Below are 15,023 nucleotides of genomic sequence, written 5' to 3' on the forward strand. Positions count from 1 at the left end.
GGGAAGCCCTACAGCAGGAACAGTAGCGCGGCCCCGATCAGCGCGAATATCGCGTATATCCCGACCATCACTTCGCGTTTTAGTGAGCTCCCGAGCGGCTCGGCGGTGAGCCGTCGGATCGGCGGCAGGATCGCGATCCCGGCGAGGATCAACGGGAAGGCGGTGACCCCCTCGTCTCGGATGAGGGTGAGCGCGACGACGACGGTCCCGTACCCGACGACGTAACAGCCGCGCCGCCAGAGCTGCTCGCGGTCGCTGAGGTCGGCCATGTCCGCGAACCCGTCGGAGTCGCCGGTATTGCCGCCGCCTCCGCCGCCTCCGGAGACCTGCTCTGCCTGTCGCTGAACGTACTCGTCCAGCTCCTCGGCCGCGTCCTCCGTCTGCGGGGCGCCACACTGTGCGCAGTACCGGGCCTCTTCGGCTATCGACGCCTCACATCGGGGACACGATGGCATCCTGATCGAAAGCGTACGCCGGCCGGGCTTAATTCTTCGGGGAACGGTCGAACGACTCCCCCGACGCAGTCGGTCGTTCTGTGGTTTGTTCGGCCTTTTCCCGCCCGCTCTGTTCACAGATGTGATAATCGGGTGGGTACGCTTTAGTCGGTGAACGTCGGAGCGATGAACAACTGACACGCTCCGTCCTCTCCGGAGCCAAGGACACCCTCCACGCCACGATGATATCTAAATCCGACGACGATACGGATCGGTCCGAGCGGCCGACGGCGGCCGCAGACAGCGGTGAAACCGCCGCAGAGAGTGCCGACGGAACCCTGTCTTTCCGTTCTCGACAGGTCGGAACCGTCCGCGTGGGACTGACTATCGTCTCCGTCCTCCTCGTCCTGTTCGCTGTCGCGGCCGTGGGTCCGGTGGCAGGACTCTCGATGGGTGACTTCGCGTCATCGGACGACACCCGAGGCACCACCGCCGTCACCGCCGATCTGACGGATCGGACCGGTCCGGCGGATCGTCACGAACTCAGCGGTTCGTTCTCCCGTCCGACGTACACCGGTATCGCGGGTGACCCCGTTGATATCAGGTACACGGCCAGCAACTCCAACGGAAGCGCGTACCTGCTGATCGGTGGGAATCGACTTACCGATACGAGGGAGTCTATCGGGTACACCGACGTCGTGAAACTGGACGGAGATTTTGACGGAACGATCAACACACGACTTCTCGGAACCGACGAGGGGACCGCCGCCAGTTGCCGCGAGGCCGACTGTGACCTCGAGTTCCGCGATGAGGACGGTAATCTCCTTGGAGAGGATCTCGATTCGCTTCGGAGCGCGACCAGTGCCGGCGGCCTCGCTCGTCCGCTCGTCCCCCAACGGTACCGACTCGCGATCACCAACGGAACCTTCGTCGTCGAGGATCCGGGAGTCGTGACTCCGGTCGAGACTGCGGCCTCGTCGGATCTCCTGTTGACGAAACCGACGTTCCACGACGAAATTGAGGTGTTCACCACTGCTGATCCGGATGATATCGAAGACGGAGGCGGCGACAGCGAATCCCTTAGTGCCCTCGAACAGAACGGTCTCGACCGCAGCGCGGTGACGAAAGGAGACCGCGTCGTCCTCGGCTTCGAATCGACCGGCATATGGGGGGCGCTGTCGCACTTCGCCGACGAAGAAGGCGAGGATACGCTTCAGGCCGGTCAAGAGGTCAACCACTCCGTTCTGACAAACATTTTAGATGCTGAAGAAGGTGTCACCCTCCGAGTTCGACAGACGAACCCGGGCATGAACGAGCCACGGTCGAAACTCGATCTCGCCGACGCCGACCCCGAGGACGTCACGCTTCTCTTGGCCGATGCGGAGGAACTGGATACCGGTGACTCGGCGCCGGGCCGGTTCTACCTCGTCTTGGACACGAGCGACGGAGGGGCGTTCACTGAGGCTCCGGAACCGGGCGACGAGTACGCGGTCGAGTTTGCCTTAGAGGGTACTGAGGGACAACGGTATGCGTTCGCCGACGACAGCGGGGAGCCGCCAGCGCCGTTCGAACCGAAACAGGAAGTTCCCGAACAGTTCCCGTACTGGGAGACCTCCGACGGGACCGTAAGCGCGGAGGCGTCGTTTTCGATCCAGGAGCGGTACTTCGAGTACGACCACGTCACCGACGACGGCGAGCTCCTCGTCGAGGCCTCGGGCGGAGAAGTGACCGGGACGACAACGATCCTACCGCCGATCGAAATGTCTGCCACCTTCGTCGACGACGAGCGCGATGAGCGGTTCCGGTCGGAGTCGCAGTTGGAGGTCTCCGACGGTAACTTCTCTATTGGCGCCGATCTCGGGGACGCCGATCCGGGAACTCGTCTGAACTACGAGCTGTACGAGGGGACGACGCTCCGCGACAGCCGCACAGTGGTCGTCGTTGACGACACCGACGACCCGGATCGGCTCGCGATCGAGAGTGTCCCCGAGAACGTCACCGTCGCGAAGGGTGGGAACCTCTCCGCGCTCGGGATCGAAGTCCGCAACGCCGGCGGACTGGAAGGAGAGGGAACGCTCGCGCTCGATGTCGACGACGGAAACCTGACGACCACTCGCGAATTGACGCTGTCGTCGAACGAGTCGCGCACCCTCGGCTTCCCGTCTACGACCACCCGTCTCGACCTCGGTGAGTACCCCTTCACGGTCACGCTCGAAGAGGACCGTCGGAACGGAACGTTGATCGTCGCGGAGAACCCAGCGAGGACGACGATCGACGACGATGATGGCGAGGGCGACGGAAACGACACCGACAGTTCGGCGGATTCTTCAAATACTGACCAGAACTCCACAGACACCGACCAGAACTCTACTGATGATGACTCAACGGGGTCCTCAAACCCCGACGGGAACTCATCGGACCCGGCCGGTGACTCCGGCGGTTCCGACGGCGAGGACGAGTCAACGACCTTCCTCCCGTTCGGGATCGGCACCCGGGAGACGTTCGTCGGCACGGTCGTCGTCGGTGCGATTCACATCCTCGGCCACTGGGTGTAACTTCCAACGTCTCTGATTACTGATGTCCTCGTCTGCGACTACGACCGCGGGGATCCGCTTCGACCGTTCGACCGCTTCTCCGTCTCTCCTGTCTATTCTCATCGCTGAGAACCGCGGGGGAGCGATTAAGTGGTCGCCCTGCCCCGCTTCAGACAACAATGGCTACGCGGGTACTCATCGCCGACGACTCGGAGTTCATGCGGAACCTCCTCCGGGAGATCCTCGAAGGCGAGTTCGAGATCGTCGGAGAGGCGGAAAACGGCGTGGAGGCGGTCAACATGTACGAAGAGCACGGCCCGGACCTCGTGATGATGGACATCGTGATGCCGATCCGCGACGGGATCGAGGCGACGACGGAGATCCTCGAAGACAACCCCGATGCGACGGTGATCATGTGTACCAGCGTCGGGCAGGAGGAGAAGATGAAGGCGGCGATCAAGGCGGGCGCGGAGGGGTACATCACGAAGCCGTTCCAGAAGCCGAACGTGCTCGACGCCATCGGTTCGGCGGTATAATGCGGGTCGACGTCCGCGCGCTCGGCGCCTGTAACCGCCTCGCGGAGCAGGGGGCGAAGCAGGCCGCCGGCGCGCTCTCGGATCTCACCGGGACCGATCTCGCGGTGGAGGTGACGGGCGCGAGCGTCGCCAGCGGCGAGGACCTCGCTGAGTCGTTCGCGGGCCGGGAGTCCATCGGCGTGAGCGTCGGTCTCCGCGGCGGGCTGGACGGCGAGGCGGTCCTCGCGTTCGACGCCGCGAACGTCGACGCCCTGCTCTCGCTTTTGCCCGGCGGGGCGTCGATGGAGCGGAGCGCGGTGACGGAGGTCGGCAACATCGCGCTCGGTGGTTTCCTCGATGGCTGGGCGAACTACCTCGGGAAGGCAATCGACATGTCGCCGGCGCGCTACTTCGAGGCGGACGGCGCGGCGGTGCTGCCGGACGGCGCGCTCGCGGGCGACGGCGTGTTCCTCTTCGAGAGCCGTCTGGACGCGACGACGACCGACCTCGACTTCTCCATCTACATGTTGCCCGATTCGGGACCGTTCCGCGACCTCATCGTCGGGAAGACCGCGCCCGCGGCGACGGCCGGCGGCGAGGCGAACGGCGGCACGACGAGCACGGCGGTGCCCTACGAGTCGCTGTCGACGTTTTCGTCGCTGGCGAAGGAGGGGTCGGCGAACGCCGCCGACAACATCGCGATGATGACCGGGCTGGAGACGAGTGTCGACGTGAGCCGGCTCCGGTTCGTCCCGCTCGCGGACGTCCCCGCGGAGGTCGGTACCGAGCCGCACGCGGGCACGGTGTTCGAGCTTCAGGGGGAGCCGAGCGGCTACCTCGCGATCCTCTTCGAGGAGTCCTCGGCGGCGGCCGTCGCGGACGCGATGCTCCCGATGGACCCCGACGAGCCGCTCGGCGACATGGCCGAGAACGCGCTCTGCGAGCTGGGCAACGTGATGACGAGCGGGTTCATTGACGGGTGGGCGAACGTGCTCGGCACGACGATCACCCACTCACCGCCGGAGTTCGTCCACGACATCGGCGCGTCGACGATCAGCCCGCTCGTCGCGAAGCTGAGCGAGCGACAGGACTACGGGTTCGTGATCGACACCGCGATCCGGACGGAGGGGATCCAGGCGCGGTGTGACGTGTACGCGCTCCCCGACGAGCGCGAACTGGCCCGGGCGCTCGACCGGCTCTCGGAGTCGTGACCCGCTCGCTCTCCGACGATCGGCCGGACGATTCGGCGGGGAACACGGGGAGCGACGGCGACGCAGTTGCCGACGCGGAGCCCGCCGCCGTCACCGGTGGGGCGGCAGCCGATGATCCCGACCGGATCAAGGTCGGCGTGGGCGAGCTCGCGGTCACGAGCGACGATGCGATTCTGACGACCAGCGGGCTCGGTTCCTGCGTCGCGGTCGCGCTCGCCGACGAGCGGGCGGGGGTCCGCGGACTTCTCCACGCCATGCTGCCCGCGGGCGACGGGCGGACCACCGCGGTCTCGCGGCCCGCGAAGTACGTCGACACCGGGATCGACTCGCTGATCGCGGCGCTCGACGACGCCGGCGCCGACCCCCGACGACTGGAGGCGCGGGTCGCCGGCGGCGCCGAGATGCTCGATCTCACCGACGCCGTCGGCCCGCGGAACGTCGAACGGGTCGGCGAGGTGCTCGACGCGGCGGGCGTTCCCATCGTCGCCAGCGACGTCGGCGACGCAGTGGGCCGGACGGTCCGATTCGGCCCGAACGGCCGCCTCGTCATTCGGGCCGCGGACGGGTTCGAGCGGGCTATCTGACCGCGGTTCGGTCACCGATCCGGACCCCCTCTCCTCCAGATATCCCTCGTTTCGGGCCGGACAACGAGCGATACTCACTTCGTGACGTGCTTTCTCACGGTTGATATTTTGAGGGGTGAATTGAAGTAGCTTCTGCGGGTCGTAGACGATAATGGGCCTCGAACTACCGGTGTGGGGAGCTCCAACCGCCGCCTGGGCAGTCGCCACGCTGGGGCTCGTCGGTGCGAGCGTCCTCGACAGGTTCCTCGACGACGACGGATCCGACGACGACGGTTCCGGTGGTATGGGTGGCGACGACGACCCCTTCGGCGGCGACATGGGCGGCGGAGGGATGGGCGGTGGCGGTGGCGGCGGGATGGGCGGTGGCGGCGGTGGCGGTGGTGGTGGCGGCGACGGTTTCGACGACTTCGACGGGATGGACGAGTGGGACGACGAGTTCGACGAGGGTGGTGGCGGTGGCGGCGGTGCCGCTACCGACGAGCTCGAAAACCGGCTCGACGAGCTGGAAAACGAGGTTGCCTCGCTCTCCTCGACCGTCTCGACGGTCCGGTCGGAAAACGAGGAGATCTCCGCCGCGGTCGACGACATCGAGGAGGACGTCCGTAACCTCCTCGACATCTACGAGATGGTCACCCGCGGCATCAACCCGTTCGTCGACGACGGCGGCGGCTTCGACAGCGTCGAGGGCGGCGGCGAGGGGTCGTTCGGCATCTTCGACGACGACGAGGGCGGCGAAGAGAAGGACCTCGACGAGGACGTCGCGAACGCGGACGCGGACGGGTTCTTCGACGACGACCTCCTCGACGAGGAGGAGGAGGAGGCGGACGGTTTCGACGACGAAGCGGACGACGAGTTCGACGACCTCGACGATGATCTCGACGACCTCGACGATGATCTCGACGGCGACGACGAGTTCGACGACCTCGACGACGAGTTCGAGGAACTGGACGACGACAGCACGGACGACGCCGCGTCCGAGACCGAAACGGCGGACGACGGAGACGACATGAACGACGATGGAAAGAGCTTCAGCGAACTGAAAGAAGAGTACGACTCCGGGGAGGCCGACTGGGCCGAGGAGGGCGACGACGCGGACGACGACCCGTTCGAGGACGGGGACGACTCGTTCGCCGACCCCGGCGACGAAACGGACTCGTTCGACGACGAGACCGCCGACGACGGCTTCGGGGGCGACGACCTCGAGGGCGGCGCCGAGGACGACGGCTTCGACAATTTCGACGAACCGGCGGACCCGGAGCCGGCCGGCGGCGAGCCGGACCCCGAACCGGCGGCCGGTGCCGACCGGCAGTCCGGACGCGACCGGCAGCCCGGCGGGGATCCCGCCGAGGCCTCCGGCGGCTTCGAGTACGTCGGCGAGGACGACCTCTCGGGGGGAAGCGGCCGCGGCAAGCCGTACCTCACCGAACTCCCGGGCGACTACGTCGGCGACCTCCTCGTGATGGAGTGGCTGGAGTTCCTCGTCTCCGAGAGCGACGTCACCGACGCGGTGCGCGCGATCAACTACTACGAGCGGATCGAGTGGATCGGTCCCGACGCCGCGGCGCGGCTCCGGGACTTCCTCTCCGGGTTCGGCACGATCGACCGCAACCTCGTCGACCGGCCGGGCACCGACCGGCTCGTCCGCGAGCACCACACCCGCAGCCTCCGGTACGTGACCCAGCTCAACGGTACCAGCAGCCACACGGTGCTTCTGGACCGCTGGGACGACCTGGCCGGCGGATCGCTCGTCGGCGGCGGCCCCGTCGGCGGTCGTCGCGGCGGTCAACGGGGCAGCCGACGCGGCGGTCGGGCGGACCCCGGCCGCGACGGTCGCGACGCCCGAAGCAATCGCAACGACCGCAACGACCGGCCGCCGGCGGACCGCAACGGCCACGAGGCGTCCGGACGTAGAGACGCGCCCGACACCCGCGAGCGACGCACGAACGGCGCGGACCACGCCGACGACGCGGCGGATCGCGGCGACGCGCGACCCGAGACCGACGCGGACCGCCGCGACGGCCACCGCGACGACCGGCGCGACCGGAACGGTTCCACCCGACCGATGAACGACCCGAATCCCCGTTCCGACCGCGCCGATCCGGCCGACGGAGGGTGGGGAGATGGGCGTTAGCGTCTCCGCGTCCACGGCCATCATCGTCGCGGGGCTGTTCTTCGCGTTCACGACGTTCTACCCCGTGGCGGCCAACGGGCTCGACCGCGTCTCCGACGCCCAACACGGCATCAACGAGCGCGCGCTCGAACGGCAGAACACGGACTTCGCGGTGACGAACGCGACCTTCGACAGCGACACCCTCACGGTCAACGTCACCAACGAGGGGTCGGTCGGTCTCGTCGCCGACGACGCGACGCTGGTCGTCGGCAACGAGTACGTCGACGTCGGCGGGCCGAACGCCTCTACGACCGTCGACGGCGACGGCGACACCGCGCTCTGGCTCGGTAACGAGACGCTCACGGTGACGGTCACACAGGACGACACGGCGACGGAAATCGGAGACGGCACGCGCGTCGTCCTCGTCGTCGAGTCGGGCGTCCGCGACGCCGCGACCGTGACGGAGGTGAGCGCGTAGATGGCCAGCGTTCCCGTCTCGCACCTCATCTTATTCATTGCGAGCCTGGTGATCGCCGCCGGCGTCGTCGGCACGATCACCACCGGCGTCGACCGCGTGAGCGCGGCGGTCGACGACGCCGGTCTCGACGCGACCGAACAGCTCCGGACCGACGTGACGGTCATCTCGGACCCCAGCGCGGGGGTGTACAACGCGAGCGGTGACGACAACGTGACGCTGCTGATCAAAAACACCGGCACCTATCGGTTGGCGCCGGACGGGTCGGACCTCGACGTCGTCTTCGACGGCGCGTACGTCGAGCCGGGCGCGACCTCCGGGACGCTGGTCTCCGCGGACAACGCGAACGCGTGGGGCCGCGGCGACGTGCTCCGGCTCACGATCGACACCAACCAGATCGACGGGTCGGACGGGCTCGCCGACGGCGACCACCGGGTGTTCCTCTCGGTGAATGGTGACGAGGAGCTGTTCCAGTTCCGTGTGGAGGGGGGAGCTGAGATGCCCCACGACAACCTCCTCTCCCTGGGTCTCGGCGACCGTGACCGACTCAACAAGGAGCTGGGCGGCGGCATCCCCCGCGGGAGCATCGTCCTCATGGAGGGCGACTACGGGGCCGGCAAAAGCGCCATCTCCCAGCGGTTCGCCTACGGGCTGGTTCAGGAGGGCGCCTCGGTGACGATGATGTCGACGGAGCTCACCGTCCGCGGTTTCATCGACCAGATGCGACTCGCTGGAGTACGACATGGTGAAGCCGCTCCTCCAGGAGGAGCTGCTCTTCTTGCACGCCGACTTCGACTCCGGCGGCGCGTTCTCCGACGGCGACGGCGAGCGCAAGGAGCTGCTCAAGCGGCTGATGGACGCCGAAGCAATGTGGAACTCCGACGTGGTGTTCCTCGACACGTTCGACGCCATCTTCCGGAACGACCCCACCTTCGAGGCGCTCGTCCGGAAAAACGAGGAGCGACAGGCGGCCCTGGAGATCATCTCCTTCTTCCGCGAGATCATCTCGCAGGGGAAGGTGGTCGTGCTCACCGTCGACCCCTCCGCGGTCGACGACGACGCGATCGGTCCGTTCCGCTCTATCGCCGACGTCTTCCTCCAGCTTGAGATGATCGAGGTCGGCAACGACATCCGGCGACAGATCAACGTGAAGCGGTTCGCGGGCATGGGCGAACAGGTCGGCGACACGATCGGGTTCTCGGTTCGTTCCGGAACCGGTATCGTGATAGAGAGCCGCAGCGTCGCCTAACACATGAGCCGGAGACGCACAGTCGGTCCGGGCGACCGGACCGCGACCACCGCGACGACGGGGCGTGGGAGATGACCGAACACGGGACCGCCAAACCGTCCGAAGAGCTCCGAAAGGCCGCCATGCGGCGGCCCCACCTCCGGGAGCACCTCCGCGAGTTCAAGCAGATCACCGGGGAGTTCCCACAGTTCATCGAGGAGCCGAAAGACGAGTACGAGTCCGCGCGCCCGAACGTCATCTACCCGGTCGGCGGTCCCATCTACAGCCACATCTACGGCGACCTCGGTCAGGACACGAAGTACTACGCCATCGAGCCGGAGGTCACCGGCCCGCAGGTGGAGGTGCTCAACGAGGTGAAAAACCGGCTGCTCACGGCCAGCGGCCAGCACACCGCCCCCGACAACGAGGCGGAGTACGACGACCTCATCGAGGAGCTCCTTGAGGAGGTGACCCACGTCGACGACACCGCCTCCGGCTGGCGCCGCGGGCTCTCGAAGATCCGCAACTTCGGGAAGCTGTCGGTCACCGAGGAGACCTACGAGAACATCCGGTACCGGCTCAACCGGGACATCGTCGGGCTTGGTCCCCTCGAACCGGTGATGCGCGACCCGGCCAACGAGGACATTCACGTCATCGGTCCCAAGGAGTGTCACGTCGACCACGGCACCTTCGGGATGCTGGAGACGACCGTCGACTTCGGCACGCCCCAGGAGTTCGACAACTGGCTGCGCAACATGGGCGAGCGGATCGGCGACCCCCTCTCCGACTCCGACCCCATCGTCGACTCCACGCTGCCGGACGGGTCGCGTATCAACATCATCTACTCCGACGACGTGTCGCTGAAGGGGTCCTCGCTCACGATCCGGCAGGGCGAGGAGGTGCCGCTGTCGATCAACCAGATCACCAACTGGGGGACGCTCTCGCCCGAGCTGGCGGCGTACCTCTGGCTCTGTCTGGAGAACGAGCAGACGGTGTTCGTCGTCGGGGAGACGGCGTCCGGGAAGACGACGACACTGAACGCCATCCTTTCGTACATCCCGGACGACTCGAAGATATACACCGCGGAGGACACGGCCGAGGTCATCCCGCCGCACAGCACCTGGCAGCAGCTGTTGACCCGCGAGGGTGGCGGCGAGGGATCGTCGGACGTCGACATGTTCGACCTGGTCGCCGCCGCGCTGCGGTCGCGCCCCGACTACATCATCGTGGGGGAGGTCCGGGGCGCCGAGGGACGCATGGCGTTCCAGGCGGCCCAGACGGGGCACCCGGTGATGCTGACGTTCCACGCGTCCGACATCGTCTCGATGATCCAGCGGTTCACCTCTGAGCCGATCAACGTCCCGGAGACGTTCATGGACAACGCCGACGTGGCGCTGTTCCAGAACCGCGTGAAACAGGGCGACAAGGTTCTGCGTCGGGTGACGAGCGTTCAGGAGATCGAGGGGTACTCGAAGGAGATGGAGGGGGTCGTCACCCGCGAAGTGTTCAGCTGGGACCCCGTCGAAGACGAGATCGTCTTCCAGGGAATGAACAACTCCTACGTGCTCGAAGAGCAGATCGCGACGCTGTTGGGCTACGCCGACACCCGCGACATCTACGACGACCTGGACTTCCGGGCGGAGCTGATCGAGCGCATGATCCAGGAGGGAATCTTAGGCTACCACGAGGTGAACGACGCGATCAACTCCTTCCAGCGCGACGGCGTCGAGGGACTCCCCTTCGACATGCACCGGAACACGAGGTAGCGACGATGAGGGCGAGCAAGGCGACAGAAGTGAGCAAAGCGACGGGGGTGCGCTAACGATGGCGGTAAAGGAGATGGGCGACGGGCTCGCGACCGCCGCAAAGCTGACCTCCGAGGTCATGGAGTCGTACGACCAGCTCGACATCTCCAAGCGAAAGTACGTCGGGCTGGTGCTGATTCCGGCCGTACTCATCTTCCTCGCGAGCGTCGTCGGGCTGGTCGCGCTCCCGCTCCCGATCGCCGCCCGGGTGCCGATCCCGATGTTCGGCGCGCTCGTGCTGTTCGCGGCCGTCATCTACCCGAAGATCTATCTCTCCAGTTTGGAGACGAAGATCGACAACCAGCTACACCTCGTGATGACGCATATGACGGTGCTGTCGACGACGAACATCGACCGGATGGAGGTGTTCCGGACGCTGGCGAAAGAGGAGGAGTACGGCGTCGCCGCCGAGGAGATCGGCCGCGTCGTCCACCTCGTCGACACGTGGAATCAGAGCCTCGACGACGCGTGTCGCCGTCGGGCACAGGAGGTCCCCTCCGACGCGATGGCCGACTTCTTTGACCGCCTCGGCTACACGATGGGCGCGGGGCAGTCGCTGGAGGAGTTCCTCGTCTCTGAGCAGGACGTGATGCTCGCGCAGTACGAGACCCGCTACGAGTCCGCGCTCTCGAACCTGGAGGTGATGAAGGACCTGTACATGTCGATGATCCTCTCGATGACGTTCGCGCTGGTGTTCGCCGTCGTCCTCCCGATCCTCACCGGCAACGACCCGACCGCGACGGTCGCGGCCGTCATCGTGCTGTTCGTGTTCGTCCAACTGGGCTTCTACGCGATGATCCGCGCGACCTCGCCGTACGACCCGATCTGGTATCACCCGGACGAGCGCGCCCCCGGCGACCTCAAGCTGTGGGGCTCTTTGATCGGCGGCGGCGCCCTCTCGCTCCTGCTCATCGGGATCACGGCCGCCGGGATGTTCGGGCACGGTCCCGGGCTGCCCGGACTCCTCTTTTTCCTCGACGACGTCCGGCTGCCGCTGTACCTCGCGGTCCCCATCTCGCCGCTCATCATCACCGGGGTGATCCTCCGGAACGAGGAGCAGGCGATCACGGCCCGGGACGGCGAGTTCCCCTCGTTCGTGCGCGCGCTCGGGGCGACCGAGAGCGCGAAGCAGTCGACGACCACCGACGTGCTCACGACGCTGCGCGACAAGAACTTCGGCGAGCTCTCCGCCTCCATCGAGCGACTCTATCGCCGGCTCAACATGCGGATCAGCACCGAGGGTGCGTGGCGAGCGTTCACGCGTGACACGCGTTCGTACCTCATCCAGAAGTTCTCCGAGATGTACCTCGTCGGTCGGCGGATGGGCGGGGACCCGAAGATGCTCGGCGAGCTAATCTCGAAGAACATGAACGCCGTCAACCAGCTGCGCGAGCAGCGCCGGCAGGCGGCGATGACGTTTATCGGGCTGCTGTACGGGATCACGGCGGCGGCGACGTTCGCCTTCTTCATCGGGTTGGAGGTCGTCGCGATCTTAGCGGACCTCACCGCCGACTTCGGACTCGAGGAGATGGACATGGCCCAGATCGTCTACCCGGGCGCCTACGACATCCCGCTCATCGAGTACCTCCTGTTGACCGTCGTGTTGTTCAACGCGGCGCTCTCCTCGCAGATGATCCGCCGGATCGACGGCGGCAACCCCGCGAACGGCTACATCCACTTCGTCCTCCTGACGTGGCTCGGCGCGGGCACAGCCATCGCGACGCGGACGCTCGTCAACGCGATCCTGTCGATCTAACGCGTGAAGTCGGCGTCGCCGCTGCGCGGCAAAAGCGCACCGTTGTGGCGGAAATCGCACCGCTGCGGACGGGTCAGATCGACCGTCCGCGGCTCCGGCAGGCTTTAACGCACCGAGCGGTAATTCCCGGGTATGGACTGGAAGACAGATTGGGGGTTGCGTGGACGGATGGCGTTCACGATGTTCCTCCTGTTCGCCCTCTACGTCGTGTTTGTCGGCGCCCTCGTGACGTTCCTCGACGTGGGTAACATGACGATCCTACTCATGCTCGGCGGGTTCTCGCTCGCCCAGTACTTCTTCAGCGACAAGCTCGCGCTGAAGAGTATGGGCGCCCGCGAGGTCGATCCCGACGAGTACCCCGACCTCCACCGGCGGATCGAACGGCTGAGCCAGCAGGCCGACCTGCCGAAGCCGACGGTCGCGGTCGCGAACACGCAGGTGCCGAACGCGTTCGCCACCGGTCGGAACAAGAAGAACGCCACCGTCGCGGTGACGACCGGCCTGCTGGAGAGCCTCGACGAGGACGAGCTGGACGGCGTGCTCGCCCACGAGCTCGCCCACGTCAAGAACCGCGACGTGATGGTGATGACCATCGCCTCGTTCCTCTCGACTATCGCCTTCTTCATCGTGCGGTGGGGCTGGCTGTTCAGCGGCGACAACCGACAGGGTGCGCCCGTCATCGTCGCGATCCTCGTGTCGATCGTCGTCTGGGTGATCTCGTTCCTGCTCATCCGCGCGCTCTCGCGCTACCGCGAGTACTCCGCGGACCGCGGCGCGGCGCTGATCACCGGAAAGCCCGGCGCGCTCGCCTCGGCGCTGATGACGATCGACGGCCGGATGGACAAGGTGCCCAAGGAGGACCTCCGCGAGGAGGCGGAGATGAACGCATTCTTCATCATCCCGATCAAGGCCGGCTTCGTCGGAAAGATCGCCTCCACACACCCGTCGACGGAGAACCGCATCGAGCGGCTCCGCGAGCTGGAAAAGGAGATGGAGACGGCCTGAGACGGATCTGAGTCGAAATATTCAGTAAATCGGTTATAATAGTGGGCTTTGCTGAAATCCTCAGTAGTGATAGATTCTGTCCGGATTCCGGTCAATCCAGACGAACGGTGTATCACAGCGGGTTGTCATCTGCTGAGGATTTGTCAGGAACGTGGTGCTGGATATAGCGGACAGGAGGGGCATTTTTGAAAAACGATACCTGATGCTGAGCAGAACATTCCTGAAGTTACCTTTTTGGTGTGTGCCACTCCACGCGGCTGTATGGCTGAGTGGGAATACAAAATCGTGGAACTCTCGAAGAAGGGATTGTTTGATAGCCCGCAACCGACCGAAGCAGAGCTCAATGAGCTGGGCGAACGGGGGTGGGAGTTGGCGACGGCACTTACGAAGTCAAAAACTGGACTCAGTGGACGACCTAGTGGGCGTACCAATAAGTTAGTATTTAAACGACCAAAGTAGTGTGTAGCTCTCCCGTTGTAGGGCCACGAGGTACACGATTCGTGCCTGGATCTCGTACAGGTATCGCGCCTCTAAAAATTGGGATAACTTCGCCAGTCAATTCGTACCCTTCAGCGACCGGATGTTTCAGACGATAATGTGTCTGAAGAAGAGTGTTTTAACAGAGCCAAATCGTTGAGAGGGGATCGACGACGAACCACCTCCGAAGCCCCAGCCGCGAGGGCGGCGCACGCTCGTTGCGCTCCTCGTCACTCGATTCGCTCGTTCCTGCGGTGTCGCCGGCGGCTCCGCCGCCGGCTTTCCGTGGCGCGTAGTGCCACGCTACTTACGTCGCCTGCGCCGCCCTCGCGACTGCCCCTTCGAGTCCCGCCCCCGCACGGCACCTCACGCCTCCCCCGCCTCGTCGCGGCCGTTTTTAAACGGCCGCGACTCCCTCGCGCGTGCTGTCGCCGGCGCTACGCGCCGGCTGCCAGAGGGACCTTCGGTCCCTCGCGACTCGCGGCCGCCGGGGGCGGCCGCTCGCAGGCACGCGCCACCGCAGTTCGAATTATACACGGTCGCGCCGCTCGTCGGTGTGAGCGGACTGAGGGGAGTAAGCCCCCTTCGGTTCATCCCGACATTCGGCTGAGCGTCCGCGCCGCGGCCGGACTACCTTGTGGCGCGGACTTGCACCGGCGAGGATTCGCCGTTCCATCCGTTCCCGCCCGTCGATCCTCATCGGGTTAGCTCCCTTCCCTTACGGGTCGGTTCGCGCGAATCACGGGTCGGGGCGGGGGGTGTCGTTGCTGTTCCAGAGCCAGCCGTCTCCGACTCCGGGCGTGTGCCCGGTCGCCTGTCCGGCCGGTGGGGGGACTTTCCTCATGCCAGAGGCACGGGAGTCGGGCTCCCTCTGTCCGTTTCGGCCTTT

The 15,023-nt window shown here is 65.9% G+C and carries 12 protein-coding genes, 1 other RNA gene and 2 pseudogenes; 12 read left to right on the top strand and 3 right to left on the bottom strand.

Going from position 1 to position 15,023, the window contains the following annotated elements; translation table 11 throughout:
* Positions 1-8 precede the first annotated feature (8 nt).
* Entirely contained in the window at positions 9-455 is a 447-nt protein-coding gene (locus ACODNG_RS10055) for a zinc-ribbon domain-containing protein (protein WP_434521205.1), read from the bottom strand.
* Positions 456-898: 443 nt separating this feature from the next.
* Positions 899-1,672: a hypothetical protein gene (locus ACODNG_RS10060; protein WP_434521206.1), complete on the bottom strand. Its 774-nt coding sequence runs from the start codon at positions 1,670-1,672 to the stop codon at positions 899-901.
* A 69-nt stretch (positions 1,673-1,741) separates the two neighbouring features.
* Here ACODNG_RS10060 and ACODNG_RS10065 point away from each other — a divergent pair, with 69 nt between their 5' ends.
* The 12 genes and pseudogenes from ACODNG_RS10065 (at position 1,742) to ACODNG_RS10120 (ending at position 14,116) form a co-directional block, all read left to right on the top strand.
* On the top strand, positions 1,742-2,989 hold the full coding sequence (locus ACODNG_RS10065; RefSeq protein ID WP_434521207.1) for a BGTF surface domain-containing protein: 1,248 nt from the start codon (positions 1,742-1,744) through the stop codon (positions 2,987-2,989).
* Between the two features lie 158 nt (positions 2,990-3,147).
* Complete coding sequence (gene cheY, locus ACODNG_RS10070) at positions 3,148-3,504, top strand: chemotaxis protein CheY (protein WP_006628944.1); 357 nt, start codon at positions 3,148-3,150, stop codon at positions 3,502-3,504.
* Positions 3,504-4,694, top strand: coding sequence for a chemotaxis protein CheC (locus ACODNG_RS10075; RefSeq protein ID WP_434521208.1), 1,191 nt, complete (start codon positions 3,504-3,506; stop codon positions 4,692-4,694). The genes cheY and ACODNG_RS10075 overlap by 1 nt, the downstream gene beginning before the upstream one ends.
* Positions 4,691-5,278: a chemotaxis protein CheD gene (locus ACODNG_RS10080; RefSeq protein ID WP_434521209.1), complete on the top strand. Its 588-nt coding sequence runs from the start codon at positions 4,691-4,693 to the stop codon at positions 5,276-5,278. The genes ACODNG_RS10075 and ACODNG_RS10080 overlap by 4 nt, the downstream gene beginning before the upstream one ends.
* Positions 5,279-5,429: 151 nt before the next feature.
* Positions 5,430-7,409: a FlaD/FlaE family flagellar protein gene (locus ACODNG_RS10085; protein ID WP_434521210.1), complete on the top strand. Its 1,980-nt coding sequence runs from the start codon at positions 5,430-5,432 to the stop codon at positions 7,407-7,409.
* Entirely contained in the window at positions 7,399-7,866 is a 468-nt protein-coding gene (locus tag ACODNG_RS10090; protein ID WP_434521211.1) for a flagellin, read from the top strand. Before ACODNG_RS10085 ends, ACODNG_RS10090 begins: the two co-directional genes overlap by 11 nt.
* Positions 7,867-8,355: pseudogene (locus ACODNG_RS10095) on the top strand (flagellar protein G); the annotation flags it as partial.
* A gap of 6 nt (positions 8,356-8,361) precedes the next feature.
* Positions 8,362-9,112: pseudogene (locus tag ACODNG_RS10100) on the top strand (ATPase domain-containing protein).
* A gap of 71 nt (positions 9,113-9,183) precedes the next feature.
* A complete protein-coding gene (locus tag ACODNG_RS10105; RefSeq protein WP_434521212.1) occupies positions 9,184-10,857 on the top strand; it encodes a type II/IV secretion system ATPase subunit in 1,674 nt (557 codons plus the stop codon).
* Between the two features lie 58 nt (positions 10,858-10,915).
* Positions 10,916-12,652 (top strand): archaellar assembly protein FlaJ, encoded by a 1,737-nt coding sequence (flaJ, locus tag ACODNG_RS10110; protein ID WP_434521213.1) that lies wholly within the window; start codon positions 10,916-10,918, stop codon positions 12,650-12,652.
* A 132-nt stretch (positions 12,653-12,784) separates the two neighbouring features.
* Positions 12,785-13,657, top strand: a complete 873-nt coding sequence (gene htpX, locus ACODNG_RS10115; protein ID WP_434521214.1) for a zinc metalloprotease HtpX — start codon at positions 12,785-12,787, stop codon at positions 13,655-13,657.
* Between the two features lie 261 nt (positions 13,658-13,918).
* Positions 13,919-14,116, top strand: coding sequence for a DUF4177 domain-containing protein (locus ACODNG_RS10120; RefSeq protein ID WP_434521215.1), 198 nt, complete (start codon positions 13,919-13,921; stop codon positions 14,114-14,116).
* A 581-nt stretch (positions 14,117-14,697) separates the two neighbouring features.
* Here ACODNG_RS10120 and rnpB read toward each other — a convergent pair.
* Positions 14,698-15,010: RNase P RNA component (gene rnpB, locus ACODNG_RS10125), an RNA gene on the bottom strand.
* Between the last annotated feature and the right edge of the window lie 13 nt (positions 15,011-15,023).

The organism is Halorubrum sp. AS12, assembly GCF_051122765.1.
GTDB classification, from domain to species: Archaea; Halobacteriota; Halobacteria; order Halobacteriales; family Haloferacaceae; genus Halorubrum; species Halorubrum trapanicum.